This window comes from Mycobacterium sp. E2699, from assembly GCF_001666745.1.
Classification (GTDB): domain Bacteria; phylum Actinomycetota; class Actinomycetes; order Mycobacteriales; family Mycobacteriaceae; genus Mycobacterium.
In genome coordinates this window covers 1-23,137 of record NZ_LZJH01000125.1, presented here as the reverse complement: position 1 = coordinate 23,137, position 23,137 = coordinate 1, and the positions used below count along the sequence as shown (strand labels likewise).

General features: G+C 68.9%; 23 protein-coding genes and 1 pseudogene. 13 read left to right on the top strand and 11 right to left on the bottom strand.

Annotation, left to right across the window (positions count from 1 at the left end; genetic code table 11):
- Window positions 1-307 precede the first annotated feature (307 nt).
- On the top strand, window positions 308-535 hold the full coding sequence (locus tag A5696_RS21290) for a hypothetical protein (protein WP_067882978.1): 228 nt from the start codon (window positions 308-310) through the stop codon (window positions 533-535).
- Window positions 536-826: 291 nt separating this feature from the next.
- A complete protein-coding gene (locus tag A5696_RS21285) occupies window positions 827-1,018 on the top strand; it encodes a hypothetical protein (protein ID WP_067882977.1) in 192 nt (63 codons plus the stop codon).
- Between the two features lie 254 nt (window positions 1,019-1,272).
- Here A5696_RS21285 and A5696_RS21280 read toward each other — a convergent pair whose 3' ends face one another.
- Together A5696_RS21280 and A5696_RS21275 are read right to left on the bottom strand one after the other, a co-directional pair.
- Window positions 1,273-1,773: a nitroreductase family deazaflavin-dependent oxidoreductase gene (locus A5696_RS21280; protein WP_067882976.1), complete on the bottom strand. Its 501-nt coding sequence runs from the start codon at window positions 1,771-1,773 to the stop codon at window positions 1,273-1,275.
- 4 nt (window positions 1,774-1,777) lie between these two features.
- Complete coding sequence (locus A5696_RS21275; protein ID WP_067882975.1) at window positions 1,778-2,344, bottom strand: carboxymuconolactone decarboxylase family protein; 567 nt, start codon at window positions 2,342-2,344, stop codon at window positions 1,778-1,780.
- A gap of 45 nt (window positions 2,345-2,389) precedes the next feature.
- Here A5696_RS21275 and A5696_RS21270 point away from each other — a divergent pair, with 45 nt between their 5' ends.
- Entirely contained in the window at window positions 2,390-3,178 is a 789-nt protein-coding gene (locus tag A5696_RS21270; protein WP_067883016.1) for an SDR family NAD(P)-dependent oxidoreductase, read from the top strand.
- On the opposite strand, the gene A5696_RS21265 is transcribed toward A5696_RS21270, so the two are convergent.
- Entirely contained in the window at window positions 3,175-3,987 is an 813-nt protein-coding gene (locus A5696_RS21265; RefSeq protein WP_067882974.1) for an SDR family NAD(P)-dependent oxidoreductase, read from the bottom strand. The genes A5696_RS21270 and A5696_RS21265 overlap by 4 nt on opposite strands.
- 83 nt (window positions 3,988-4,070) lie before the next feature.
- Here A5696_RS21265 and A5696_RS21260 point away from each other — a divergent pair, with 83 nt between their 5' ends.
- Together A5696_RS21260 and A5696_RS21255 are read left to right on the top strand one after the other, a co-directional pair.
- Window positions 4,071-5,060 (top strand): NAD-dependent epimerase/dehydratase family protein, encoded by a 990-nt coding sequence (locus A5696_RS21260; RefSeq protein WP_067882973.1) that lies wholly within the window; start codon window positions 4,071-4,073, stop codon window positions 5,058-5,060.
- 12 nt (window positions 5,061-5,072) lie between these two features.
- The gene (locus A5696_RS21255; RefSeq protein WP_231964547.1) at window positions 5,073-5,612 is read left to right on the top strand and encodes a TetR/AcrR family transcriptional regulator; all 540 of its coding nucleotides are present in this window, start codon (window positions 5,073-5,075) and stop codon (window positions 5,610-5,612) included.
- A gap of 12 nt (window positions 5,613-5,624) precedes the next feature.
- Here A5696_RS21255 and A5696_RS21250 read toward each other — a convergent pair whose 3' ends face one another.
- Complete coding sequence (locus A5696_RS21250; protein WP_067882971.1) at window positions 5,625-6,161, bottom strand: NUDIX hydrolase; 537 nt, start codon at window positions 6,159-6,161, stop codon at window positions 5,625-5,627.
- A 169-nt stretch (window positions 6,162-6,330) separates the two neighbouring features.
- Between A5696_RS21250 and A5696_RS21245 the strand changes: the two genes are divergently transcribed.
- A complete protein-coding gene (locus A5696_RS21245) occupies window positions 6,331-8,046 on the top strand; it encodes an NAD-binding protein (protein ID WP_067882970.1) in 1,716 nt (571 codons plus the stop codon).
- Here the strand turns inward: A5696_RS21245 and A5696_RS21240 are convergent.
- On the bottom strand, window positions 8,043-8,921 hold the full coding sequence (locus A5696_RS21240) for an LLM class flavin-dependent oxidoreductase (RefSeq protein ID WP_067882969.1): 879 nt from the start codon (window positions 8,919-8,921) through the stop codon (window positions 8,043-8,045). The two genes, A5696_RS21245 and A5696_RS21240, sit on opposite strands and share 4 nt — an antisense overlap.
- A 39-nt stretch (window positions 8,922-8,960) precedes the next feature.
- Here A5696_RS21240 and A5696_RS21235 point away from each other — a divergent pair, with 39 nt between their 5' ends.
- Together A5696_RS21235 and A5696_RS21230 are read left to right on the top strand one after the other, a co-directional pair.
- The gene (locus tag A5696_RS21235) at window positions 8,961-9,374 is read left to right on the top strand and encodes a VOC family protein (protein WP_067883015.1); all 414 of its coding nucleotides are present in this window, start codon (window positions 8,961-8,963) and stop codon (window positions 9,372-9,374) included.
- Between the two features lie 132 nt (window positions 9,375-9,506).
- Window positions 9,507-9,896 (top strand): VOC family protein, encoded by a 390-nt coding sequence (locus tag A5696_RS21230; RefSeq protein ID WP_067882968.1) that lies wholly within the window; start codon window positions 9,507-9,509, stop codon window positions 9,894-9,896.
- Here the strand turns inward: A5696_RS21230 and A5696_RS21225 are convergent.
- The 3 genes from A5696_RS21225 to cysD are packed head-to-tail and all read right to left on the bottom strand — an operon-like array spanning window position 9,893 to window position 13,178.
- Window positions 9,893-10,375 carry an RrF2 family transcriptional regulator gene (locus A5696_RS21225; protein ID WP_067882967.1) on the bottom strand — a complete coding sequence of 161 codons (483 nt, stop codon included), beginning with the start codon at window positions 10,373-10,375 and terminating at the stop codon, window positions 9,893-9,895. The two genes, A5696_RS21230 and A5696_RS21225, sit on opposite strands and share 4 nt — an antisense overlap.
- A gap of 32 nt (window positions 10,376-10,407) precedes the next feature.
- Entirely contained in the window at window positions 10,408-12,249 is a 1,842-nt protein-coding gene (cysC, locus tag A5696_RS21220) for an adenylyl-sulfate kinase (RefSeq protein WP_067882966.1), read from the bottom strand.
- Window positions 12,249-13,178, bottom strand: a complete 930-nt coding sequence (cysD, locus tag A5696_RS21215; protein ID WP_067882965.1) for a sulfate adenylyltransferase subunit CysD — start codon at window positions 13,176-13,178, stop codon at window positions 12,249-12,251. The genes cysC and cysD overlap by 1 nt, the downstream gene beginning before the upstream one ends.
- 144 nt (window positions 13,179-13,322) lie before the next feature.
- Here cysD and A5696_RS21210 point away from each other — a divergent pair, with 144 nt between their 5' ends.
- Window positions 13,323-13,742: a PaaI family thioesterase gene (locus A5696_RS21210; protein ID WP_067882964.1), complete on the top strand. Its 420-nt coding sequence runs from the start codon at window positions 13,323-13,325 to the stop codon at window positions 13,740-13,742.
- Between the two features lie 86 nt (window positions 13,743-13,828).
- Here the strand turns inward: A5696_RS21210 and A5696_RS21205 are convergent, their stop codons facing one another.
- Window positions 13,829-14,320, bottom strand: a complete 492-nt coding sequence (locus A5696_RS21205; RefSeq protein WP_067882963.1) for a carbonic anhydrase — start codon at window positions 14,318-14,320, stop codon at window positions 13,829-13,831.
- 126 nt (window positions 14,321-14,446) lie between these two features.
- On the opposite strand from A5696_RS21205, the gene A5696_RS21200 reads away from it, so the two are divergent.
- From A5696_RS21200 to A5696_RS21185, 4 genes are read left to right on the top strand one after another with little or no spacing between them, the layout of a single operon-like run.
- On the top strand, window positions 14,447-15,421 hold the full coding sequence (locus A5696_RS21200; RefSeq protein WP_067882962.1) for an ABC transporter permease: 975 nt from the start codon (window positions 14,447-14,449) through the stop codon (window positions 15,419-15,421).
- Window positions 15,418-16,341, top strand: coding sequence for an ABC transporter permease (locus tag A5696_RS21195; protein WP_067882961.1), 924 nt, complete (start codon window positions 15,418-15,420; stop codon window positions 16,339-16,341). Before A5696_RS21200 ends, A5696_RS21195 begins: the two co-directional genes overlap by 4 nt.
- Window positions 16,338-18,176: an ABC transporter ATP-binding protein gene (locus tag A5696_RS21190; RefSeq protein WP_067882960.1), complete on the top strand. Its 1,839-nt coding sequence runs from the start codon at window positions 16,338-16,340 to the stop codon at window positions 18,174-18,176. The genes A5696_RS21195 and A5696_RS21190 overlap by 4 nt, the downstream gene beginning before the upstream one ends.
- Window positions 18,169-19,905 carry an ABC transporter family substrate-binding protein gene (locus A5696_RS21185; protein WP_082956605.1) on the top strand — a complete coding sequence of 579 codons (1,737 nt, stop codon included), beginning with the start codon at window positions 18,169-18,171 and terminating at the stop codon, window positions 19,903-19,905. Before A5696_RS21190 ends, A5696_RS21185 begins: the two co-directional genes overlap by 8 nt.
- Here A5696_RS21185 and A5696_RS21180 read toward each other — a convergent pair.
- Window positions 19,892-21,154, bottom strand: a complete 1,263-nt coding sequence (locus A5696_RS21180) for an alpha/beta hydrolase (RefSeq protein ID WP_067883014.1) — start codon at window positions 21,152-21,154, stop codon at window positions 19,892-19,894. The two genes, A5696_RS21185 and A5696_RS21180, sit on opposite strands and share 14 nt — an antisense overlap.
- 83 nt (window positions 21,155-21,237) lie before the next feature.
- Window positions 21,238-23,137: pseudogene (locus A5696_RS21175) on the bottom strand (ATP-binding protein); the annotation flags it as partial.

Below are 23,137 nucleotides of genomic sequence, written 5' to 3'. Positions count from 1 at the left end.
AAGCAGCAGTTCAGCGGCTAAATTCCCGACTGATCAAGTATCAGCCGTCTCTAACCATCAGTTTCCATATCCGCAGGTCGTGGTCGTTCGGGACGAAGAGGCCGTGCAGCCACGCCGTCGGAGGGCGTCATAAATGCGGCCTCTGTCCCTCACCCCTGCGGCGGCTCTGCGTATCACGACGGTGTCACAAGTCATCGAAAACTCGCCGTCCATATCGACACCACGCGGCTACGCTATGAGCCTGGCGGCTGGGTAGTTCGGACGAGGAGGCGGGGTTGGTACGACGCGAAGCTCAGGCGCTGACCTGATGTTGTCGCTGTTCATCGCGGTAATCGGGCTTGTCTTCCTCGCCCTCGGGCCGATCCGTTACACCGGCATGACCTTAGTGCTCACCCTGCTCACCACCCTCGGGATCACCGTGTTCGACATGAGTACCCACCAACCCACCAGCACCGACATCACCGGCTTCGCACTGGCGCTCATGCTCGGCGGGCCTGCCCTGCTTGTCAGAAGCGAGCGAGGAATGAGGGGCTGACTTCTACGTGTGATCCCCACGTAGGCGCGCGGGTTGCAGGCCTTGTCGGCTCTGTGCCGCGCGTGGCGAAATTCACTCCTCATCACATTTTGCCGCACATCGAGATGCTGGTACCTATTAAACAAGCTTGCTGAGCTCATTGAAGCGAGCTGTTCGGGACGCCCCGAAAAAATCTCGACCGTCGCACAACGACGATATGGAGCCATAACGCACAGCGGTTCGATTGAGGACTCGACACAACTGCACATCATCGGCGAGAGCCGGGCGAACAAAGAGAGGGATCCCACAGGCATGCTCGTCGTGATCGAGGAACCGAAATTCATGGCCTACCAAGGCCACATCGGCGACGCACCGCTGGTCGAACACGGCGCGTTAACGGTGTCGTTCGACTCCCGCGATGGCGAGCGCGGCACGCTGCGGCTCAGCGCCGAGGAATGCCGCGTGATTCTCCCCTACATACAGCGGCTGATCTCCTCGACCTGATATGAATACCGGCGAAGGGGTCGCCGTGCATGAGTTTGTAAGAACTGGCATTGTCCAATTTGCTCGCACGACAAGTTTTGTCACAAGGCGATGACAATCTCGATTCCTAATTGCGCGTCCGACGAGTGAGCGCACTGCGCGCCCGCTGGGTGGCCGATATCGGGTTCCGCACCGCCACCGATCGAGACGGCCTCGAGGCATTCAGCGGCCATCCGTCGGCGAAGAAGCCTAAACCGGGCTAGCCACAACGCAGTTCAGTTCCGGCTGAGGATGAACGCCTCGATGTGTCGGTCGCCGGCGCGCACTTCGTACTTGCGCCAGCCGGGGTACATCGTGATGCCCTTGGCCCAGATCTCACCGCGTTCGCCGGGACTGGCGAGGCGGGCAGTCGCCTGCCACGTGTCGCGGCCGATCGACACCGTGGCCTCCGGATGGGCCCTGAGGTTGTGGTACCAGGCCGGATGCTTCGCACCGCCGAAGTTGGACGCGATGAGGGCCACCCCGTCGGGGTGCGGGATCCCGTACAGCGCGACGGTGCGCGGCTCCCCCGATTTGGCGCCGATGGTGGTCAGTATCACCGCGGGAACCCCGGTCACGAGTCCGGCGAAGCTGCTCCTGCCCCCGGTGACCTTCGTGATCAGCCGGTCGAGGTGGTGCGCGGTCGGGCGCAGGAACGCCGCGCCCAGCGTCGTGGACCCGAAGCTGCGCATCAACCGATGGAACGCGTTGGCGTGGTCGAACGACAGGTCGGACATGGCGTCACGCCTTCTTGGTGCTGTCGACCTGGTCCTGGTCGTACCCGATGACGGGCGCCGAGTCGCCGTAGACGTCGAGAGTGTGGATGAAGCGGTGCAGCCCCATCACCCCGGCGCAGGTGAACCCCAGCTCGATGATCTGCGCGGCGGTGAAGTGCTCCCCCAGGCGCTTGTAGAACTTGTCGTCCATGGCGTGGTGGTCAGAGGAGAGCAGGTCGAGGAACTCGACGGCCATCTGCTCCTGGGGGGTGAGCGCGCCGTGGCCCGGCGCCAGCAGGCAGGCGACGTCCTCGTCGGTGATCGAGTCGTGCTTGCGCGACTGGCTGCACGGTTCGCATTCGCCGAGCTGGGCGCTGCGGATGCGCAGTAACTCCAGGATCCGGCCACCCAGCAGGGTGCCGGCCCCCAGCGTGGTCCTGGCCGCGTTGACCTGATCCAGCTGCGCGCTGCGATACGCGAAGATCTGCAGGGGCACCGGCGTCGCGTACAGACCGGCGGCGACACCGGCCTCGACGATTTCGCGGGAGTGGGCGCTGAGCTCTTCCATCGGGATTGGCGCGATACGCGGCATCGAATCAGGCTAACTTTTTTGTGCGTCGCCCAAAAGGAGAACTCGATGTCCAGACTTGCCGGAAAGGTCGCGATCGTCACCGGGGGCGCGGGCGGAATCGGCGCGGCGACGGCGCACGAATTGGCCCGTCAAGGCGCCGCCGTCGCGGTCGTCGACATCGACGAGACCAAGGCCGCCGGGGTCGCCGACGAGATCCGGCGAACCGGGGCGCTGGCACTCGCACTCGGCGGCGACCTCGCCGAGGAGGACACGGCGCGCCACGTGGTGCGGTCCACCGTCGCCGAGTTTGGCCGGGTCGACGTTCTGCACAACAACGCGGCGCTGACCGCGAGCGATTTCTTGTCGCGCGACACCACGGTGGCCGAGATGCCACTGGATGTGTGGCGACGGTCCTTGGACGTCAACCTCGGGAGTCAGCTGCTGATGTGCAAGTACGCGGTTCCCGAAATGCGAAGGGGCGGAGGCGGTTCCATCGTCAACATGTCCTCGGGGGCGGCACTGTCGGGTGATACGACCCGGCTGGCCTACGGCGTGTCGAAGTCCGGGGTGCACGCGCTGACGATGTACGTCGCGACCAGCGAGGGAAAGGGCGGCGTGCGGGCCAACACAATCGTGCCGGGACTGATCCTGACCGACGCGGTGCGCGCGCACCTCTCCGAGGACGTCATCGCCAACCTCGGTCGCGCGACGTTGACGCCTTATGTCGGGCACCCGAAAGACGTCGCCGACCTGGTGGTGTTCCTGGCATCGGAGCAGTCGCGCTACATCACCGGGCAAATGATTGCGATCGACGGAGGGATGTCGGCGCACGTCGGCCTCGATACCGGCGACTAGCCGCTCGCGGGACCCAGCACGTATGCGCCGGTGTCCGGGTGGTGATACCAGCCGCCGGCGGCATGGGTGCCGCCGTCGACGTGGATCGTCTGGCCGGTGATGTAGCTGGACATGTCGGAGGCGAGAAACACTGCTGCTCCTGCCATTTCGTCGACATGGCCGGCGCGGCCCATCGGCACCGTGAGGCCGAACCGCCGCTCGGAGCCGGGCGGCGCGATCTGCCTGATGCCCTCGGTCAGGGTGATGTCGGGCGCCAGCGCGTTGACCCGGATGCCGTGCGGCGCGAGCTCGAGCGCCGCGGTCTTCGTGTAGTTGATGACACCGGCCTTGGCCGCCGCATAGGTCGCGTAACCGGGCGCGGCACGCACGCCCTCGATCGAGGTGACGCTGATGATGCTGCCCGGCAGTTTCTGCTCGACGAGAATCCGCGCCACCCGCTGCGTGCACAGGTAGACGTGGCGCAGATTCGACTTGTACAGTGCGTCCCAACCGTTTTCACTGGTCTCGAGGATGCTCGACCAGAACACTCCGCCGGCGTTGTTGACCAGGATCGTCACCGTGCCGAGTTCGGCGGTCGTCTGCTGCAGCGCGGCGTCCACCGCCGCGCTGTCGCGGACGTCGACCACCAGGCCCAGCGCGCCGATCTCCGCGGCGGCGGAAGCGCACGAGTCGGCGTTGCGTTCCCAGATCGCCACGCGCGCGCCGAAGGCCTTCAACGCCGCCGCGATGCCGCGGCCGATGCCCGCGCCCCCGCCGGTGACAACCGCGACACGGTCGGTCAGAAGAACGCTGGAGGGATCGAGTGTCATGCAGCCGAATATAGAACAATGGCACGTCGCGGTTTACAGTCTTTACTGAACATGTTCGATATGTAATCAGCTGGGAGGCCGGCATGGCCAGCACCATCTTCGTCACCGGCGCGACCGGGCAGACCGGCGGCAACGTGTGCCTACAGCTGATCGAGCGGGGCGATCGCGTGCGGGCGCTGGTGCGCGATCCCGACGGGGCCGCGGCGCTGGCCGGGATCGGCGTGGAGCTGGTCGGGGGCGACATCACGGACGCCGACGACGTGCGTCGCGCGGCCAGGGGCGCCGAGGCGGCCATCCACTGCGCGGCGCTGCTGGGCGGCGCGAGCCAGGACCTGAACGACTTCAAGGCCGTCAACATGGTCGGCACCGCGAACGTCCTGGATGCGGCCAAGGCCCACGGCATGCGTCGGGTGGTCGCCCTGAGCACCGCCACGTTCCTCGACCTGAGCACCGGCGTCGACTTCGAGGAGGCGCCCGTGCTTCGGCACCCACCGGGCGACCCCTACACCGTCACCAAGCTCGCCGCCTTCCTCGACGCGCACGAGCGCGCCGCGGCGGGCGACGACGTGCTGACGTGCCACCCGGGCGCGATCTTCGGGCCCGGGGTGGTCGTCGAGCGCGCCTTGCACCGCACCAGCTTCAACCGGGTGCTGCTGGCCGGGATGCGCGGAAAGATCAAGCGTTATTTGGCTTTTCCGGTGACGTGGGTGGCCGGGGCCGACGTCGCGAAGGGCTCGATCGCCGCGCTGGACAACGGGGTGGCCGGTGAGCGCTACCTGTTGGTCGGCCGGCCCGAGGAGACCTTCAGCACCGCCGGCGGCATCAACCGCGCGTGTGAGATCGCCGGAATCGACCATCGCGTCGAGGATCTCGACTACCGCACCGATCCCGAGGCGTTGACCGCCGAATTCGGTCCCACCCTGATGGCCATCGCGGAAGCAGCGGCGAAGAGCGAGCGCAGACCCCGGGCGTCCGACAACCTGACCACCCGGCGCCTGGGCTATGCGCCCATGTCGTTCGATGACGGCCTGCGACTGCTGATCTCGTGGCTGCGCGAGCTCGGCAAACTGTAAGGGGGCACGGTGGTGGATCTGGCCGATCGGATCCTCGACGCGGCCCAGCGGCAGGTCTTCCGGGCTGGGGCGCGGAGGTTGTCACTGTCGGACGTGGCGGCCCGGGCCGGGGTGTCGCGGCCCACGATCTACCGCTACTTCGCCTCCAAGGAAGAGCTCATCGACGCGCTGGGGAAACGGGAGCGCCGGCGCTTCACCGCCGCGATGGACGACGCGATGGCCGGCGTCGCCGGAATCGCGCGGCTGCAGGCCGTCGTCGACGTCGTCGCGACCTTCGTCGAGGCCCAACCGCCCGGGCGGCTGCTGGACCTGGAGCCGACGTTCGCGCACCAACAGATGGCGCAGGCGCTGCCCATGCTCACCGAGGGGTTGGTGACGGTCTTGCAGCGCTGTGCCCGCGAGGGCGCCTTCGCCACGCCGGTGGAACCTCGCGATCTGGCCGGCGCCATCGCGCGAACGGCGTTGAGCCACTACATCTTTCCCGAAGCCGATCCCGCCGCGGCGCGCCGGCAGATCCGGGCCGCGGCCGGCCTTGCGGCTCAGTCGGGCTGAAGCTTCGTCACGTCACCGCTCGCGCAGCAGAAACAGGCCATAGGCGGCGATCGACTGCGCGTCGACGATCACCCCGGTGCGCATCATCTGTTCGACGTCCTCGCGGGAGAACCACGCGCTGCGCATGTCCTGCTCCTCGTGCTCGCGATCCGCCTCGCCCTCGACGATCCCGGTGGCCAGAAACACCCAGCCGCGCTGGCTGCTCATTCCGGCGGCGACATCGATGCGGCCCAGCGCCTCGAACGACGTCGCGCGCAGCCCCGTCTCCTCGCGCAGCTCCCGCTCGGCCAGCTGGGACGGCTCGGCGTCGACCAGATCCGGGGCGCTGCCCTGCGGGAACTCCCAGCGCCGCGCGCCGAGGGGATAGCGGAACTGCTCCACGAGCTTGAACCGGTTCCCGTCGTAGGGCATCACCAGCGCGTACGTCGGCTTGTCCACCACGGCGTAGATGCCGAGGCTGCCATCGGGGCGGCGGATGTCGTCCTCCCGGATCACCAGCCAGCGATTGCGATAGATCTCGCGCGACGCGACGCGTTCGATGAAAGGCACCCCGCCAGTATCACGGCCGGCGATGGCGTCCGAAGCCCTGCCCTCCCGTGGAGTGCTGGGCGAGCCGGTGTTTCGGTGAGGTAAGCAAAGCGGCGCGAACTCGTGTCTTGCCGCGCCGACGGCAATAATGCACCAATGACCCGTGAAGACAGCGATTCACCGCGCTAGCATGCGACGGCACATCATCGTCAGCGGCGACGACGCACTCGCCACGACGATCATCGAGGAGCTGAACAACGCCGGCGTCAGTGTCGTCAAGCTCAACAGCCCCGCCGATCTCGTCCACGTCGAAGCCGATCGCGCGGTCGCCGTCGTGTGCGCCGGGGACGACGATGCGATAAACCTTGAAATCGCCTTGCTGGCAAGGAAAACCAACCCCCGCGTGCGCGTGGTGGCGCGTCTGGCCAATGACGTGCTCCGCGAGGCGGTGGCCGACCACAACGGCCCCGGTGCGATTCTCGACGTCGCCGACCTCGCGGCCCCGTCGGTCGTCGAGGCGTGCCTGGCCCACACCACGCACCCGTTCGAGGCGGCCGGCATCAAGTTCGTCGTCTCCGACGGCGAGGCTCCGCGCGACGGAACCCTGCGCGAGATCTACGGCGATCTGGCGCCTGTGGCGGTGATTCACGGCCCGAACTCCCCCATCCCCGGCGAGGTGGTGGCATGTCCCGGCCGCGACCAGCCGGTGCATGCCGGTGACTGGACCGCGATGATCGGGACGCCCGACGAGCTGGCCGGCCTGGGCATCAAGATCGCTCGGGCGACGCGCGTGCGCACCCGCCCGCCCCAGCTCCGGCGCGCGTTCGACGCGTTACGAACCCTGCGCAACGACGTCAACCCGATGTTCTACCGCGCGCTGGCCGCCGCGCTGGGCTTGCTGATCGGGTCGACGATCGTGTTGCGGTTCGCCTACCGGCCCCATCCGGGGATGACGTGGCTCGACGCCCTGTACTTCAGCACCGAGACGATCGCGACCGTCGGCTACGGCGACTTCAGCTTCCTGCACCAGCCCACCTGGTTGCGGCTGTTCAGCATCATGTTGATGTTCGCCGGGGTGATGACCACCGCGCTGCTGGTCGCTTTCATCGCCGACCTGCTGTTGTCGCGGCGCTTCGCCTACTCCGCCGGCCGCCGGCAGGCGCGCCATCTGCGCAACCACATCATCGTCGTCGGGCTGGGCTCGTTCGGCAGCCGCGTGGTCGCCGATCTGACCGCGGCCGGATACGACGTCGCGGTCATCGAACGGGACGAGAACAACCGCTTCCTCTCGACCGCGGCCGACCTCGAAGTGCCGGTGATCTTCGGGGACGCGACGCTGCGCCAGACCCTGGAGTCGGCCCGGGCCGAACACGCCCGCGCGATCGCGGTGCTGACCCAGGACGACATGGTCAACATCGAGACCGGCATCGTGCTGCGAGAAATGCTGGGGCCCAGGGTGATCCCCGAAGTCGTCCGGCCCGATGTGCCGATCGTGCTGCGCATCTTCGACCGGGCGCTCGGCACCGCCGTGTCGCAGCGGTTCGGCTTCGATCACGTCCGCTCGACCGTCGAACTGGCCGCGCCATGGTTCATCGGCGCCGCCATGGGCCTGCAGGTACTCGGGACGTTCTGGGTGGGGCAGCGCTCGTTCATGGTCGGCGGCATGCACGTGGCGGCCCACAGCGAACTCGACGGGCTGCGCATGTTCGAGTTGTCCACCCACACCCGGGTCATCGCGATAACCCGGGAGGACGCACCGGTCCAGCTGCACCCGCGCCGCGACGCGCGGCTGTGCGCCGGCGACACCGTCTACCTCGTCGGCCCCTACCGCGAGCTGCTGGCGACGCTGCGCAAGGGGCAGCCTCCCCAGCAGCCCGAGGTCGGCGGCGAGCGGGCGTCTGCCTAAAGCTGTGCCGCCACGTCGGCCGCGCGGCGCAGCTGATCGGGGTCCGAACTCGTCGGGATGAGCTGAACCTCGTCGGTGCCGATGCCCTCGAACTTGCGTAGCACCGCCAGCAGCTCATCCTCGCTGCCGGCCCAGCCGGTCATAGGCGCCATCGCGTCGACATACTCGGCCGGTATCCAGTTCATGTAGCGCCGCAGGTGGCGATGCACCTGCGCGCGGGCCTGCTCGGGCGTCCCGAACGCGAACCAGAACGACGTCACCAGATGCGGTTTGGGCCTCCCGGCGCGCGCCCACGCCTCGCGCGCCACGTCGAACAACTCGTTCTGCTTGGCGACGTCGAGGTCCAGCGTGGTGCCGGCCAGCCCGTCGGCCCAGGCCGCGGCGCTGCGGATCGTCTTGGGACCGATGCTGCCGACGAACAGCGGCGGACCACCGGCCTGGACCGGGGCCGGCCCGACGGGCAGGACGGACTCGGTGAGCTTTTCACCGGCCCACACCCGTCGCATCGCCGCCACCCGCTCGGCCATGCCGCGCATCGTCTGCGTCGACGGGTCGGCGCCCACGGCGTGATAGTCCTCCTGCCGGCCGCCGACGCCGATGCCCACCGTCAGCCGCCCGCCGCACAGCATGTCGCCGGTGGCCAGCGCCTTCGCCAGCATCACCGGGTCGTGCAGCTGCGGCACGATCACGGTCGTCAGCAGCCGCACCCGGCGGGTCCAGGCCGCCAGCGCGCCGAGCAGCGTCAGGTTGTCCGGGTTGTCGAACGCGATCCGCTCGCCCCAGCACAGCGACGAGAACGGCCCCTCGTCGATCGCGCGGGCCCAATTCTCGAGCACCGCCGCGTCCAGGTCCGGCTCCATCACCGGCATGGTCATCGCTATCTGCACAGACGCGATTCTGGCAGCATGAGGTGGATGGGTTTCACCAGCACCTCCATCGCGCACGTCCGGCTGACCGTGACCGACATCGAGCGGTCCCGGCAGTTCTACGAGAGCGTCTTCGGCTGGCCGGTGTTGCTGGAGGTTCCCGAGAACGCCGACGAGGCCACCCGCAACCAGTTCGGCTTCCTGTTCGGCGGCGTCATCTACGACCTCGGCGGCACGCTGCTCGGCCTGCGGCCGGTCGCGACGGACCGGTTCGACGAGGATCGCTGCGGCCTGGACCACATCGCGTTCCGGGTCGGCAGCAAGGCCGAATTGGACGCCGCGGCGGCCCATCTCGACGAGGTCGGCGTGGGGCACGAGCCCGTCAAAGACATCGGGCCGTCGTACATTCTGGAATTCCGCGACCCGGACAACATCGCGCTGGAGCTGACGGCGCCGAAGTAGGGCCTGTCGTCTGCCCGCGAGCGTGCGCAAAATGACGGCCCGCACGGCGTGTCGCCGTACAAACACGCACCCTCGCGGCGAGGGGTAACGCTCGCGGGAGAGGTAGGGCTCGCGGAGGGGTAGAAGGGAACTATGGCGATCAGTTTCAACCACACCATCGTCGCCGCGCGCGACAAGCGGGAATCCGCGGAATTCCTCGCCGAATTGTTCGGCCTGCCCGACCCCAAACCGTTCGGCCACTTCATGGCGGTCGCGCTCGAGCACGGCGCCACCCTCGATTACGCCGACGCGCCCGAGGGCGAGGAGATCCGCCGCCAGCACTACGCCTTCCTGGTCTCCGAGGAGGACTTCGATGCCATCTACGGAAAGATCACCTCGCGCGGCCTGGAGCACTGGGCGGACCCGGGGGCCAACCGGCCCGGCGAGATCAACACCCGGGACGGCGGCCGCGGGGTCTACTTCCGGGATCCCTCGGGGCACGCCATGGAGATCCTGACGCGGCCCTACGGCTCGGGCGGCTAATCGCCGCGCCGTGAGCCGTGCCGCGCGTGCTCTTGGTCCCGGTAGTCGTCGGCCATCTGCGCGACGTGCTTGGGCAGCGCGCCGGCCGCGACGTCGGCCAGGGTGGTTTCTTCGAGGACCGAACGCATGCTGGCCCGCAGCGCACGCCAGACGTCGGCCAACGGCGCGGTGGGCCCGGAGTACGGGAGGTCACCCAGGCCGATGTCGCGGACGCTGGCCAGCGGGCCGTCGATGCAGCGCAGCACGTCGGCGATGCTGATCTCGCTTCCGGGGCGGGCCAGTTCGTACCCGCCCTCGCGGCCGCGGTGGCTGCGCACCAGGCGATCGGTGCGCAGGTTGGTGAGGATGTCGACGAGAAATTGCGGCGGTATGCCCTGGGCCTGCGCCAATTCGTCGGTCGTCACCAACGTGCCGGTGTCGGCCGTCGCGAGCTGGACCATCGCCCGCACCGCGTACTCCGCCTTGGCCGACATCCGCATGTGAGGATTGTGCCATTGGCCGCCCGCGGCGCTTAGGGGCGCAACTCCAGCAGGTCGACGACCAGCTGCGCCTGCTCGTCGACGTCGCGGTCCGGCGTGAGCCGCAGATCCGGGTGCTCCGGTTGCTGATAGGGGCTGTCGATCCCGGTGAAATTCGCGATCTCGCCCGCCCGCGCTTTGGCGTACAGCCCCTTGGGATCACGCTTCTCGCAGTCGTCGAGCGGGGTGTCGCAGAAGACCTCGAAAAAGTCCAGCCCGGCCTCGCCGTGGACCTTGCGCGCCAGTTCGCGATGCTCGGCCAGCGGGCTGATCGCCGGCACCAGCACGGTCTGGCCGGAGTCGGCCAGCAGCGCCGCCACGTGCGCCAGCCGGCGCAGGTTCTCCGCGCGGTCGGCCATCGAGAAGCCCAGGTCGGCATTCAGGCCGTGCCGCAGGTTGTCCCCGTCGAGAACGTAAGCGGGAAAACCGCTTTCGAGCAGTTTGCGCTCGACCTCCATGGCCACGCTCGATTTGCCCGAGCCCGACAGGCCGGTGAACCAGATCGTCCTGCCCCGCGGCCGGGATCCCGCACCGACGAGCGACTTGTGCCGCACGGTGTTCGGGCTCGACGCCTGCGTCGAGACGTCCCGCAAGACCATGCCCGCGGCCACCGTGCCGTTGGTGTTCGTGTCGATCAGGATGAACGAGCCGGTGCTGGAGTTGCGGGTGTACTCGTCGAGCAGCAGCGGGACCTGGGTGCGCAGCGAAATGCGGCCAAGTTCGTTGAGCTGCAACGCCTCTGCGGCCTTGTCCCGGTGCAGGGTGTTGACGTCGAGCCGGTAGTCCAGGGCGGTGACCCGCGCGCGCGTGGTCCGGGTGGTGTGCTTGATCAGGTAGTCGCGGCCGGGCTCCAGCGCCGAATTGTCGGCCATCCAGCACACGGTCGCGTCGAAATCCTGTGCGACCCTGGGCTGGTTGTGGGTGCGGGCGATCATGTCGCCGCGCGAGATGTCGATGTCGTCGGCGAGGCTCACCGAGACCGCCATCGGCGGAAACGCTTCCTCCACAGGGCCATTCGGCCCCTCGATCGCGGTGACCCGGGTGGTCTTGCCGATCGGCAGCACGACCACCTCGTCGCCGGGGCGCATCACCCCACTGGCCACGGTGCCGGCGTAACTGCGGTGGTCCTGATGCTCGTGGGTGTGCGGCCGGATGACGTATTGCACCGGGAACCGCACGTCGACCAGGTTGCGGTCACCGGCGATGTAGACCTCTTCGAGGTGCGACAGCAGCGCCGGCCCCTCGTACCACGGCGCGTTGTCCGACTTGGTCACCACGTTGTCGCCGTTGAGGGCGGAGATCGGGATGGTGGCCACGTCCTGGACGTCGAGGCGCGCCGCAAAGGCGTGGAACTCGTCGCGGATCCAGTCGAATCTCTCTTTGTCCCAGTCGATCAGGTCCATCTTGTTGACGGCCAGCACGATGTGCTGGATGCCCAGCAGCGACGCCAGGAAGGCGTGCCGGCGGGACTGCTCCAGCAGGCCGTGGCGGGCGTCGACGAGCACGATCACCAGCTGGGCGGTCGACGCGCCGGTCACCATGTTGCGGGTGTACTGGATGTGGCCCGGGGTGTCGGCGATGATGAATTTCCGCTTGGGCGTGGCGAAGTAGCGGTAGGCGACGTCGATGGTGATGCCCTGCTCCCGCTCGGCCCGCAGGCCGTCGGTGACCAGCGCCAGGTCGGTGTAGTCGTGGCCGCGCTCCTTGGACGTCCGCTCCACCGACGCCCACTGGTCCTCCATCACGGCCTTGGAGTCGTAGAGCAGCCGTCCGATCAGGGTGGACTTGCCGTCGTCGACGGAGCCCGCGGTCGCCAGCCTCAATAACGTTGCCATCAGAAGTAGCCCTGTCGTTTCCGGTCTTCCATCCCGGCCTCCGAGATGCGGTCGTCGGCGCGGGTCGCGCCGCGCTCGGTCAGCCGGGACACCGCCGTCTCGGCGATGACCTCCGACACGGTGGAGGCCTCCGACTCCACGCATCCGGTGCAGGTGACGTCGCCGACGGTGCGGAACCGCACCGTCGCCTCGAACACCGGCTCGTCGGCGCGTGGCTGCATGTGCCGGTGCACCGCCAGCAGCATGCCGTCGCGGCGAAACACCTTGCGGCGGTGCGCGAAATAGATCGACGGCAGCTTGACCTTCTCGGCGCCGATGTAGGACCAGATGTCGAACTCGGTCCAGTTGGACAGCGGGAAGACGCGGATGTGCTCGCCCTTGTGGTGCCGGCCGTTGTAGAGGTTCCACAGCTCGGGCCGCTGGGCCTTGGGGTCCCACTGGCCGAACTCGTCGCGGAAGCTGAACACCCGCTCCTTGGCCCGCGCCTTCTCCTCGTCACGGCGCGCCCCGCCGAACGCGGCGTCGAACTTGTTCTCCCGGATGGCGCGCAGCAGCGTCACGGTCTGGATCGGGTTGCGCGACGGGATCGTCTCGACGACGCGGCCCGCGTCGATGTCCTCCTGCACCGACGCCACCACGAGGCGCACCCCGGACTCGGCGACCAGCTCGTCGCGGGCGGCGATCACCTCGTCGAAGTTGTGGCCGGTGTCGACGTGCATCACCGGGAACGGCAGCCGCCCGGGGCGGAACGCCTTGAGCGCCAGGTGCAGCATGACGATCGAGTCCTTGCCCCCGGAGAACAGCAGCACCGGCCGCTCGAACTCCGCGGCCACCTCCCGGATGATGTGGATCGCCTCGGCCTCGAGCGAGCGCAGGTGGCTCAACTCGTATTGGCCGGCGGCGGGGGCCGCGTTCACAGCGCTGGTCATCGGCTACCTCGACTGTTTACTTGATAAAGCTGATCGATTTGACCATCTTTATGGTCATTGCCGTCTATGCAACCAGCCCACCCGGCCGGTGTCAATGACCTGCCGGGTATTTGCCGTGGCTTGCCGGTGCGAAAGCATGGGCGCATGAAAACTGGAACACAGAGCGGCCGCGAAGTTATTGCGCAATTCCTCCCCCAATCGCCCTTGGTCGCGAAACTGGGAATCGTCGCCGATGAGCTGGGCGACGACGAGGTGCGGCTGCGGCTGCCGTGGGATCCCTCCAACGTCACCATCGGCGACATGGTCCACGGCGGTGCCATCGCGACGCTGGCCGACGTCACCGTCATGGCGGCGGCGTGGTGCGGCGTGGAGGCGCCCCCTTCGCTGCGCGGGGTGACGGTGTCGATGGCGCTGGATTTCCTGGCGCCGGCCCGCGCCACCGACGTCATCGGGGTGGGCCGGGTGCTGCGGCGGGGCCGGTCGCTGGTGAACTGCGAGGCCGAGATCGTCGACCCGGCGGGCAGGCTGGTCGCCAAGGCCCTGGCGACCTACAAGGTGGGCTAGTTTTCGCGGCGAGCAGACGCAAAAGCCCCCAAATTTGGTCCCGATTGGGGGCTTTTGCGTCTGCTCGCGCGGGGAAGGGGGCAGCGCTACGGTGTGACTTCCTCGAGCTTGCCGGTGGCGACGTCGAAGACGAAGCCGCGCAGCGACACGTGCTTGGTCACGAACGGGCTGTTCTGGATGCGGCGCAGCGACTGCCGGACGTCCTCGGCCGGGTCGGGGAAAGCCTCGGCCGCCCAGGGCGGTTTCACCCCCGTCTCGTCCTGAATGGCGCGCTTGAAGTCGTCGTCGGTGAAGGTGAGCATCCCGCAGTCGGAATGGTGAATCAGGATGATCTCCCGGGTCCCCAGCAGCCGCTGGCTGATCGCGAGCGAGCGGATGACGTCGTCGGTGACGACGCCGCCCGCGTTGCGGATGACGTGAGCCTCCCCCTCGTTGAGCCCCAGGAGGCGGTAGACGTCGAGCCGGGCGTCCATGCACGCGACCACCGCGACGTGCTTGCTCGGCGGCATCGGCAGCGGCCCGGTGAAGCCGCTCGCGTACCGGGCGTTGTTGGCCAGGTAGTCGTCGGTAACCGTCACGCGCGCCTCCTCGGGATATCGCGGCCGAACGTAGCAACCAGCCGCCCGTAATTCACTCATGAAAATCAGCCGGATCACAAGACACCTCCCGGCTCGCTAACCTGTCCCAATGCGGAACGGGCGGCCATGATCCGGTTTCTGGCGCGCCGGCTGCTGAACTATGTCGTGCTGCTGGCGCTGGCGTCGTTTCTGACCTATTGCCTGACGTCCCTGGCCTTCTCTCCGCTGGACAGCCTGTTGCAGCGCAATCCGCGACCACCGCAGTCCGTCATCGACGCCAAGGCCCACGCGCTCGGCCTGGACCAACCGATCCCGATCCGCTACGCGCATTGGGCGTCGCACGTGGTCCGCGGCGACTTCGGCACCACCGTCACCGGGCAGCCCGTCGGCTCCACGCTGTGGCGCCGCGTCGGGGTGACCCTGCGGTTGCTGGTCGTGGGCTCCGTGGTGGGCACCGTGCTGGGCATCGTGGCGGGCGCGTGGGGCGCGATCCGCCAGTACCGGCTCAGCGACCGCCTCGTCACGATGGTGGCGCTGCTCGTGCTCAGCACGCCGTCGTTCGTCATCGCGAACCTGTTGATCCTCGGGGCGCTCCGGGTGAACTGGGCCCTCGGCGTCCAGCTGTTCGACTACACCGGCGAGACGTCGCCGGGCGTGGCGGGCGGCTGGCACGAGTTGCTCGACCGGTTGCGGCATCTGATCCTGCCCACGCTGACGCTCTCGCTGATGGCCGCCGCCGGCTACAGCCGCTATCAGCGCAACGCGATGCTCGACGTCCTCGGCCAGGATTTCATCCGCACCGCCCGCGCCAAGGGCCTCACCCGTCGGCGCGCGCTGCTCAAACACGGGCTGCGCACCGCGCTGATACCGCTGGCGACGCTGTTCGCCTACGGGGTGGCCGGGCTGGTCACCGGCGCGGTGTTCGTCGAGAAGATCTTCGGCTGGCACGGCATGGGCGAATGGCTGGTGCAGGGCATCACGGCCCAGGACACCAACATCATCGCGGCGATCACCCTGTTCTCCGGCGCGGTGGTGTTGCTGGCCGGCCTGCTGTCCGACGTCTTCTACGCGGCGCTCGATCCGAGGGTGCGGGTGTCATGACGCGCGCTGAAACCACTGCGGCGCAGGGACTTTCGGCCCCGGAGGAGGTGGAGTTCGCCTCGCGGCGCACCCTGGTGTTGCGCAGGTTCGCCCGCAACCGGCTCGCGGTGGCGTCGCTGGCGTTGCTGGTGCTGCTGTTCGTCGGTTGCTACGCGCTGCCGTCGCTGCTGCCCTATTCCTACGATGACCTCGACTTCAACGCGCTGCTGCAGCCGCCGAACACCCGGCACTGGCTGGGCACCAACGCGATGGGCCAGGACCTGCTGGCGCAGATCCTGCGCGGCATGCAGAAGTCGATGCTGATCGGCGTCTGCGTGGCCGTGATCTCCACCGGCATCGCCGCCACCGTCGGGTCCATCGCCGGCTATTTCGGCGGCTGGCGCGACCGGGTGCTGATGTGGGTGGTCGACCTGCTGCTGGTGGTGCCGAGCTTCATCCTCATCGCCATCCTCACGCCGCGGGTCAAGAAGTCGTCCAGCGTCCTGCTGCTGGTGCTGCTGCTGGCCGCGTTCGGCTGGATGATCAGCTCACGCATGGTCCGCGGCATGACCATGAGCCTGCGCGAGCGCGAATTCATCCGCGCCGCAAGGTATATGGGTGTCTCCAGCCGCCGGATCATCCTCGGCCACGTGGTGCCCAACGTCGCGTCGATCCTGATCATCGACGCCGCGCTCAACGTCGCCTCGGCCATCCTGGCCGAAACCGGCCTGAGCTTCCTCGGTTTCGGCATCCAGCCGCCCGACGTGTCGCTGGGCACCCTGATCGCCAACGGCACCCAGTCCGCGACCACCTTCCCCTGGGTGTTCCTGTTTCCGGCCGGTGTGCTGGTCCTGATCCTGGTGTGCGCCAACCTGACCGGCGACGGGCTGCGCGACGCGCTGGACCCGGGCAGCGGGATGGGGCGGGGCGGCGCCCGATGAGCCTGCTGGAAGTGACCGACCTGGCCGTCGACTTTCCCACCGACGGCCAACCGGTGACCGCGGTGCGCGGCATCAGCTACCGCATCGAGCCCGGCGAGGTGGTGGCCATGGTCGGCGAATCGGGCTCGGGCAAGTCCGTGTCGGCGATGGCGGTGGTGGGCCTGCTGCCCGAATACGCGCGCGTGCGCGGCTCGGTTCGGCTGCACGACACCGAGCTGCTGGGACTGGGCGACGAGGCGATGTCACGCTTCCGCGGCAAGGCCGTCGGCATGGTGTTCCAGGATCCGATGTCGGCGCTGACACCGGTGTACACCGTCGGCGACCAGATCGCCGAGGCGATCGAGGTGCACCAGCCGCGCGTCGGCCGCAAGGCCGCCCGCCGCCGCGCGGTGGAACTGCTCGAGCTGGTCGGCATCTCGCAGCCGCAGCGCCGCGCCCGCGCGTTCCCGCACGAGCTGTCCGGCGGCGAGCGGCAGCGGGTCGTGATCGCGATCGCGATCGCCAACGACCCCGACCTGTTGATCTGCGACGAGCCGACCACCGCGCTCGACGTCACGGTGCAGGCGCAGATACTCGAGGTGCTCAGGACCGCCCGCGACGTGACCGGCGCCGGGGTGCTCATCATCACCCACGACCTCGGCGTGGTCGCCGAGTTCGCCGACCGGGCGCTGGTGATGTATGCGGGTCGGGTCGTCGAATTCGCCGGCGTGGCCGAGCTTTACCGCCGCCGCCAGATGCCCTACACGGTGGGGCTGTTGGGGTCCGTTCCCCGGTTGGACGCCGCGCAGGGCGCCCGCCTGGTGCCGATCCCCGGCGCTCCGCCGTCGTTGGTGGGGCTGCCGCCGGGCTGCCCGTTCGCGCCGCGCTGCCCGCTGGTGATCGACGAATGCCGCACCGCGGAACCGGAATTGATCTCCGTCGGCGTGGACCACCGGGCGGCGTGCATCCGCACCGACCAGGTTGGCGATCGCAGCGCCGCGGACATCTACGGGGTCAGCACCGCCGCGCACGCGGAGCTGGCTTCTGGCGACTCGCCCGTCGTCGTGCGGGTGCGCGATCTGGTCAAGACCTACAAGCTGACCAAGGGCGTGGTGTTGCGCCGCACGGTCGGCGAGGTCCGCGCGGTCGACGGCGTCAGCTTCGAGCTGCGGCAGGGCCGCACCCTGGGCATCGTCGGCGAATCCGGCTCGGGCAAGTCGACCACGCTGCACGAGATCCTGGAACTGGTTGCGCCGCAGTCGGGCTCGATCGAGGTGCTCGGGAACGACGTGGCGTCATTGACGGCGGCGAGCCGGCGAGCGCTGCGGCGCGACATCCAGGTCGTCTTCCAGGACCCGGTGGCGTCCCTGGACCCGCGGCTGCCGGTCTTCGAGCTGCTCGCCGAACCGTTGCGGGCCAACGGCTTCGACAAGATCGCCACCAACGCGCGGGTCGCCGAGCTGCTCGACATCGTGGGCCTGCGCCGGGCGGACGCGACCCGCTACCCCGCCGAGTTCTCCGGCGGGCAAAAGCAGCGCATCGGCATCGCACGCGCGCTCGCGCTGCAGCCCAAGATCCTGGCCCTCGACGAGCCGGTGTCCGCGCTCGATGTCTCGATCCAGGCCGGGATCATCAACCTGCTGCTCGATCTGCAAGAGCAATTCGGCTTGTCGTATCTCTTTGTCTCCCACGATCTTTCGGTGGTCAAGCACCTGGCCCACCGGGTGGCGGTGATGCACGCGGGGGCCATCGTGGAACAGGGCGACAGCGAGGAGCTCTTCCGCAATCCGCAACACGATTACACGCGTCAGCTGCTGGGCGCGGTGCCGCAACCAGATCCGGGGAAGTATGTCTAGGTCGTCTCGCGCCGAGACCGCGCTCAGGGCGCGGTTCGGGGGCAAATCCGCGCTCTGGACGCAGGCTCGGCGGGTGTCGAGCCTGATGGTGATCGCCGCTTTGACGCTGACCGGATGCTCGCCGGCCATCAACTTGACGGCCCCGACGGGCACCAACGCGTCGATCGGCAGCACCAGCGACGTCAACCCGCAGAACCCCGCCACCCTGCGCGACGGCGGCGACCTGCGGCTCGCGCTCAGCGACTTCCCGCCGAACTTCAACATCCTGAGCATCGACGGCAACTCGGCCGAGGTCGCCGGGATGATGAAGGCGACGCTGCCGCGCGCGTTCGTCATCGGGCCGGACGGTTCGACGACCGTCGACACCGACTACTTCACCAGCGTCGAGCTCACCGGGACCAATCCGCAGGTGGTGACCTACACCATCAACCCGAAAGCCGTGTGGTCCGACGGCACGCCGGTCACCTGGCGCGACATCGCCAGCCAGATCCACGCGCTGAGCGGAAACGACAAGACCTTCGAGATCGCCGGGCCCGGTGGCGCGGACCGCGTCGCCTCGGTCACCCGGGGCGTGGACGACCGGCAGGCGGTCATGACCTTCGCCAAGCCCTACGCCGAGTGGCGCGGCATGTTCGCCGGCAACGGCATGCTGCTGCCGGCCAGCATGACCTCCACGCCCGAGGTGTTCAACAAGGGGCAGCTCGACGGGCCCGGCCCGTCGGCCGGTCCGTTCATCGTATCCTCGCTGGACCGGACCACGCAGCGAATCGTGTTGCGGCGCAACCCGAAATGGTGGGGCGCGCGCCCGCGCCTGGACAGCATCACCTACCTCGTGCTCGATGACGCCGCCCGGCTGCCGGCTCTGCAGAACAACACGATCGATGCGACCGGGATCGGCACGGTGGACCAGCTGACGATCGCCCAACGGACCAAAGGCATTTCGATCCGTCGCGCGCCCGCCCCGGCCTGGTCGCACTTCACCTTCAACGGCGCCCACGGGTCGATTTTGGAGGACAGGGCGCTGCGGGTCGCCGTCTCCAAGGGCATCGACCGGCAGACCATCGCCAAGGTCGTCCAGTACGGCCTCACCAGCAACCCGGTGGCGCTGGGTAACCACATCTACGTCGCCGGGCAGGAGGGCTACCAGGACAACAGCTTCGTCGCACCCTATGACCCGGCCGAGGCGAGCCGCGAGCTGGACGGGCTGGGGTGGAGGCGGGGCGGCCAGTTCCGCGAGAAGGACGGTCACCAGCTGGTCGTCCGCGACTTGTTCTACGACGCCCAGGGCAGCCGGGTTTTCGCGCAGATCGCCCAGCACAGCCTCGCCCAGATCGGGGTCAAGCTCGACCTCGTCGCGAGGTCGGGCAGCGGCTTCTTCACCAATTACATCAACGTAGGGGACTTCGACATCGCGCAGTTCAGCTGGCTCGGCGACGCGTTCCCGCTCTCGTCGCTGACGCAGATCTACCAGTCCGACGGGGCGAGCAACTTCGGCAAGATCGGCAGCCCGGAGATCGACGCCGCGATCGAGCGCACGCTCGAAGAGCTCGATCCGGCCAAGGCGCGCGCGTTGGCCAACGACCTCGACAAGCTCATCTGGGCCGAGGGATTCAGCCTGCCGCTGACCCAATCCCCCGGCGACGTCGCGGTGCGCAGCACGCTCGCCAACTTCGGCGCGGTCGGTCTCGCCGACCTGAACTACACCGCGATCGGGTTCATGCGGAGCTGAACCGGCGCCGCAGCAGCCCGAAGGCCGGCACCGCTGGCAGGCTCGGCAGGGCGCCCTCGGCGACGGCGGTCAACTCGATCGCCTTCCACAGCAAGCGAATTCCCGGCCGGGGCGGGAGGGCATCCAGCGCGGGGGCCTGGGCGGCCAGCCCGTCGAGTTCGCCCCGGCACACCGCGCCGGCGATGGCCAGCGCCGCGGGCTCGCGAAAGTCCAGCGCGCTGTGGGCCATGGTGGGAAGTTTCACCAGCGTCGAACCGGGGATCAGGGACGCGACCCGCTCGGCGACCGGCGTCGGGGTGATCAGATCGCGGCCCCCGGAAATCACGACGGTGGGCCAGGTGAAATTCGGCATCTCGGCCGGCAGGTCGTACGGCTCGTCCTCGAACGTGACCTTCTGGGTGCGGGTTTCGCGTTCCGCCACGGCCGGGTCGAGCGGCAGGCCGTCGGGTTCGGCGGCATAGTCGAGCTCGCGGAACGCGATGCGGCTCACCAGATCCTCCTCGTACCGATACGGCAGGTTGCTCAGCGTGGCGAAATGGGATATCGCCCACCACAACAGCTTTCGATCCTCGAGCAGCAGGTCGAGTTGCCGATCGAGCAGCCCGGCACCGCCGTAGCCATAGATGGTCGCGACGACCTGTGTCGCCGCGGCGGTCATCACCCCGGCGTCGACGAGCTTGCGGATCTTGGGCGCCAGCGGGGCGGTTTCGGGGCTGTCGCCCCGCAGCAGCAGCCGACGGATCGCGCGGCGCACGATCACGATGTCGTGGCGGGACAACAGCGGCGAATCCAGGACCATCGCGTGGACCCGGCCCGGATGGCGCACGCCGACCCCGGCGGCGATGTAGGTGCCGTACGACGTCCCGTAGATGACGGCGGAGTCCACGCGGGCGTCGTCGAGCACCGCGGCGACATCGTCGACGACCTGGTTCACGGTGAGGGCGCGGGGTGGCAGGTCATCGCCGGCGTCGTTGTGCCGCGACAACCCCACGCCGCGATGCTCGATCATGATGACGTCGAGGCCGGCGGCGGCGGCCCGGCGCCGCAATCCCCGGTACATCTGCACCGACGCCACCCCCGGACCTCCGGGGATGATCACCAGCGGGTGCGCCGACTTGAGGCCGCTGCGAACGTAGTAGAGGTTGAACCGCTCGGAGCTGCCGGTCGAAACGGGCCGGCGCACGGGCCGCACGCCGGGCAACGCCGCCAGCTTTTCCTGCAGCCGACGCCGTTTCGCGTTCATGGTCATGAGCCTGTCCCGCCATCGTTCCGCTCCGCCGAGGAGCCCGGCGAACACTCACCTTAAAGACAATTACCGTCGGGCGTCGAACGCTAAACGTTGAGCTCGATGCGGTGGGCGCCCTCGACGCCGCTGTACCGGTCCGGGCTGCACGTCAGCACGATCACCTGCCCGTGCGCGCCGACGGTGTCGAACACCCGCCCCATCCTGGCGAGCCGGTCGGGATCGGTGAAACCCAGCGCGTCGTCGACCACCACGGGAACGCTGTCCTCCTTGGCGACCAGGGCCGCGCCAGCCAGCCGCGCGAGGATGCCGAGCTGCTCCTTGGCCCCGCCCGACAGGGACTCGTAGGGCACCGTGACGCCGTCCAGCGTGCGGCTGCGGATGCACAGGTCGCTGCCGACGTCGACCTCGAAGGTGGGGCCGAACACGGGGCGGCCGAGCCGCTGCAGTTCCGCGCGGTAGGGCGCCACGTAGCGCTGCCTGGTGGTGTCGCGGTGCCGCGTCATCACCGAGCGCAGCAGCTGCGCGGCCCGCGCCCGGCCACCGACCCGGGCGTGGTCGCCGGCGGCGTGCTCGCGTTCGGTCTGTGCGGCATCCAGCTTGCCCTGGCGGCCCTCGCTGCCGAATACCGAGAGCTCGATGGCGATTTCCCGCAACGCACGCGCGGCCTCCTCGTGACGATCGCGCAGCGAATCGGCCTCCCGGGTGGCCGCGGCCAATTCGGCGTCCGCCGCCTCGGGCGCCGCGGCCGCGAGCTCGTCGGCCAGCTCGGCGGCCCGGCTCTCGGCGCTTCGAGCGGCCCTCAGCCCGGTTTCGGCCGCCGACGCGAGGTCCTCGTCGCTCGCCGACGCCCGCTCCTGCGCCAGCCGTTCGGCGGCCGCGTCCAGCTCGGCGCGCTGGGCCTCGGCGTTGTTCTGTGAAACCGTTGCGCGCGTTGCTGATTCGGCGAGCGTGGCATTGGCGGCGGCCGCGGTCCGTCGCCGCTCCTCGCATTCCGCGGCCGCGGCCGCGCGGGCCGCCTCCGCGGCGTCCGATTCGGAACGGGCGGCGTCCGGCGCCACAAGATCGGTTTCGGCGGGCTGATCGGCGCGCAATTGCGCCAGGCGGGACCGCAATTGGTCGACCTGCTCATCGCCGCACAGGCCGGCCACGGTGGCATCCAATTGGTCGCGGCAGCCCTGCAGTTCACGGCGGCGCCCGTGGGCGGAACGCGCCACGGCAAGGTCGGCCACGCCGCCGGCGCGCAACGCCGCCGCTAATTCCTCTTGTGCGGCAGCGTATTTGGCCCTGACGTCGAGCGTGGTCGCGCCGGGCGTGATCCGCGCGCTCAACAGGCCGGGAACCTCGACGGTGGTGGGACCGGTCGCCGTGATCGACCAGGTTTGGCCGGCCCGCAGGGACACCCGTTCGTCGCCGGCCACCAGGTCGACGTCGGCGACGGCGGTGAATTCCACCGCCGCGGACGTCAACGCGAGCTGCCCGCCGATGCGGTCGACGGCGGCCGCGGCGTTCTCGATGCGCCGCAGCAGCTCGTCGGTGATGGTGGCGACGGGCGGCTCCGTGAGCTCGGCGCAGACCCGGTCCCGGTCCCGCTGGATGGCCGCGAGCTTGGCCAACCGGGCGCTCAACCGGTCGGCCTCCTCACGGGCCGCGAGCTGATCGACGGTGCGCCGGGCGGATTCGGCGCGGCGTTGCCGGTCGGCCAGCAACCGGGTGGCCGCCTCGGCGAGCTGACCGAGCAGGTCGCCGCCTTGTCACAACAACGGGCCGCCGCCGCCCCGCGGCTCGTCGCCGCGCGGACCGCCGCTGAGCGGATCGCCGAACTCACCAACCAAGCGCACGAAGCCAAGCTGGTCGCCGACGCCGCCGCCGCGACGGGTGCCGCGGCGGCCGCCGCCCACGACGCTCGAGTGCGCCTGCTCACCGAAATCGAAAGCCGCACCGCGACCGTCGCCGCCGCGGCGGCCGCGGCGCAGCGGGCCGCCGACG